The organism is Oleiphilus sp. HI0128, assembly GCF_001635365.1.
On record NZ_LWGG01000815.1, the window covers coordinates 1 to 3,660 of the forward strand.

Genomic DNA, 3,660 nt, shown 5'->3' on the forward strand with positions numbered 1-3,660 from the left:
TGCTTCAATTGCTGGTTTGGGAAGAGATTTGATATATTTATTTAGATATCTTTTTCTAACAAAGATAATATTTTCTGGATTAGCAATTTGCTCCCATATTTTTTTATTTTTTGAAAGGGCTTTACAATATTTGAACTCTCTTTTTTTATAACAGTCGGTATCACCTACTAATTTACTGCCACTGGTTTTTTTATGCACTGGGAGTAGAGCTGGATCAATTAGAAATGCGGCATGAATCTTTGTGCCTTTACCCCAAAGCCCTCTAGCCAAACAGTCATTATTTTCAATTTGTCCTACTTGAGTAGTATTGTTTTTGGGGGCGAATTTAAAGTTGCATGCAAAAACACTTGTAATTGGATCGCTTCCAGCTTTTTCCTCAATGATGGGATACAGTAATTTATATAGATCTAATGGAATAGAGTTAACAACCAAATCAGAATAATTAAGCACGGCATAGCCGTGCTTATTTTGTGTGGTATTGACGTCTTTGGTAGCTAATGGATCTGATAAAGCAAATAATAACGAGCTAATTGCACTTAAACAAATTCCTATGAAGCCTTTAATAAACAATGTTTTCATCATCTGCCGTATTTTTCGTCACGAATTTCTTGCATATCTTCCATCCAATCCAATACTTCGTCATTCATAGTTTCGTTATTAATGTTGATATCATCTAGTTCATTTCCTCCGATTTCAAGAAATGCCTGATCAAGTGAGTCTTTTGTTGTCATCATAACATCTGCCATTTCGTTTGCGATACGTGTTTGTTCGATTTCTGAATCTGCTAAGTCATATTGTTCCTGATAACTTTCTAGGATATACGCCATTAATGCTCTGCCTTGAACATCCCTTGAATCTTTATCTGTATTTGCTCCCGACCAACCTGCGCCTGCTTTCATTTTAAGACCAAATGTGTCTGCTAGATCGGCTACTTTATCAATAACTCCCCCTTCAGGGCCTTTATCTCCGCCCATTTTCTTCAATGCGCCTGCTCCCAACTTTAGCAAGCCAGATAGATCTATTTGTGCATCTGCGCCTGCATTGGCTTGTATGGCGCTTGAATCTGTGTCTGACGCATTAAAGCTTCCATACATGGCATCGGACATGCCGTCGATAAGTGAGTTTTCCGTTGCTCGACTTTCACCGGATAGCGCTTGCTTAGCTAGGTTAAGTCCAGCGTCTGAAAGTACGCCTTCAGTTGTAGTATCCATAAGATCTGCAATTTTACCTTTATCTGCATGAGTACCTTCTTTGAATTCGGAGCTATCATCGGATGTTGCTGAAGATTGTGTTAGCGTTGATACATTTACGGGTTTTCCTGAACCATCGGGACTAAACGAAATGGTGCCAACTCCTGAGCCTCCATTTTCTTCGAACTGAGCAAAGCTTTGGGGGTTTACAAACTCGCCTCCGCCAGCAGTATCTATTGTGTCAAGATCTTTTTTATCTAATGCTACTTGAACATTGGCTGCTTCCATTCGTTTCTTGGCTTCGAGGATGTCATCTGCACCAGTAACCCCTTCAACATTTAGGGCTTTATCAAGATTAGCTTGTTCGTTCATCAAGTTATTGAGCTTATTGTCTTTAAGTAAATCAGCAGGGTTTTCATATCCTGCTATTTCAGCACCTTCGTTGGTTGCATCATAGGTAGCAATTGTTTCTCTCGTTTGGTTGGTCGTTTCTTGTGCTGCGAGTATTCGAGCTAAATCAGTAGGTGTTGTGCCATTCTGTTCTGCTAGCTTCTCTTTCATTTGTAGCTTTCCAGACTGTTGCCCCGCCGTGATTGCTGCTTCCCTATCAAGTACAGAGTTTGCAGTTCCGCCTACGTCTTCAAAATATTTATCATCCGTTTTCAATTGTCTTATATTTGGTGCTGTATGAGCATCTGCATAACGCTCAGTGCCCATACTACCTAGCTCACCCATTTGTCTGTCCGCTGTCATATGGCTGTTCATTGTTTGCATTCGTTGCGAAGGATCGAATACTTGACCACCGACTTCGCCGCCTATCTTATCGATATCACTTTGTAACTTTTCGCCCATGTTGGCAAATGCGCGCCCTGAAATCTTGAAAAAGGTTCCTACTAAAATTGTTGCTAGCATTAATCCCATTGATTGCATTTTACCCATAGTTGCTACGGCTTTTTGCAGATCATTGGGAGCTGTCATAAATGTATAAACACTAAAGTTTGTTGTTTGTAATGAAGCTAATTGATCTTCTATGTTTGCTAAGGTTATGCCGTGTATTGCTGTATCGGTTAGTCCCCAAATAGCTGTAAATAACAATAGTCCTGCCGTGTATTTAAGAGCAGTTCCTAGCATTGGTGTGAAGAACATCAGCGTGATAAGAGGCATAATTCCTACAATAATCATCATTGTGCTGTAGCGTATTGTTGGAAGCCATGAACCAGCAGCGACAAGTGTAGATAGTCCTGTTGATTGGTTCTTTAGATTGATCATATCTTCCATGTACGCAACGGGGTTTTCGGCTAGATTTCGGTAGAGATTCTGTGCAAGTGCTTGGTTGCCAGCAATATTATCGACACCCATTGATGATGTACTATCCATTGCATAATCCGCGATTGTAGAAAGCCTAGTTTTACACGTAGCTACATCTGTTTCAAAACCTCCTTTTTTACAAACATCACTATAATGCTGGTTATAAGTGGCTGGTAATGTGATTAATGAAGATATCGATGCCCATGCAGCATTGCAGGTTACGCTATTACCTCCTCGATTTGCTGCATCGTAGTACACTGTCATTTGATATGTTGAAGCTAATTTAGCCAGTTCTCCAACTAAATCATTAGTTTCGTGCAGTATTTTATTTAAATCAAATGTTCCATAGCTCCCCAATGAGGATGTTAGAGCAGGGGGCATACAGTCATCAATATAGTGTTCGATGCTTTTTGATAAATACGGTTTATATTTCAGAGGGTCTTGATTCAAGACTGTTGACAAAAGTTGTATAGTTGCGCCTCCTCCATGTTCTGCCCTATTGAGAGTGTGTGCAGCGAATGTATCTGATCCAATTCTTTCCAATCCATTAACACCGCCAGCGAGCGTAGCTATTAAAAGTGGGACTTGATCTACAGCTTGATATTTATTTAAGACGTTATCGTAAATGTGAATGGTAGTTTTAGGTATGATTGTTCCTTGGTATATAGCGAAACCTAAGCAACAGAAAAATATTTGTGAAAGCATTGTGCTTGCTTTGCCTTGCCCAGTTAGACCCTTAACAGCGTTTAAGGAAGTAGATATAAATACAGCCATAACAAGTATTGTAAACACGAGTAAGCCGTACTGAGCATTCCCATATACATTTCGCATATAGGTAAATCCATTTACAACAGTTTCAAACCCACCGTAGCTGTGAAAATCTACATCAGCAAACACTACCGAAGGAAAAAGAAAGGATAAACTTATGAATAGCTTTTTCATTCTTTGCCGCTCGTCAGATTACGTTTAATTTGTTTTTTCATTTTTTCGTAATTTCTATTTAATGATATAAAAGTGTCTAGTTCCTCAAGCTTTGCAAGGTATCGTTCATGCAGACCTTTGGATGAGTCATTTATTCGAACTTCTAATTTTTTAATTTCTTCAATTATTGGGTAATAGGGGGTTAGGTTACATCCTGTAGGCACTATGCTCGTTGCATCAG

The 3,660-nt window shown here is 39.3% G+C and carries 3 protein-coding genes; all 3 read right to left on the reverse strand.

Going from position 1 to position 3,660, the window contains the following annotated elements; translation table 11 throughout:
- The coding region (locus A3763_RS12180) for a hypothetical protein (RefSeq protein ID WP_156495064.1) at window positions 1-582 on the reverse strand (582 nt) is incomplete at its 3' end.
- Window positions 579-3,440 carry a conjugal transfer protein TraG N-terminal domain-containing protein gene (locus A3763_RS12185; protein WP_068634355.1) on the reverse strand — a complete coding sequence of 954 codons (2,862 nt, stop codon included), beginning with the start codon at window positions 3,438-3,440 and terminating at the stop codon, window positions 579-581. The genes A3763_RS12185 and A3763_RS12180, both read right to left, overlap by 4 nt.
- On the reverse strand, window positions 3,437-3,660 hold a 224-nt coding region (locus tag A3763_RS29620), incomplete at its 5' end, for a hypothetical protein (RefSeq protein ID WP_231872185.1). The genes A3763_RS29620 and A3763_RS12185, both read right to left, overlap by 4 nt.

Excerpts from the sequence above, each read along its gene's own strand:
- A3763_RS12185 (WP_068634355.1), bottom strand. The coding sequence starts at position 3,440 with ATGAAAAAGCTATTCATAAGTTTATCCTTTCTTTTTCCTTCGGTAGTG.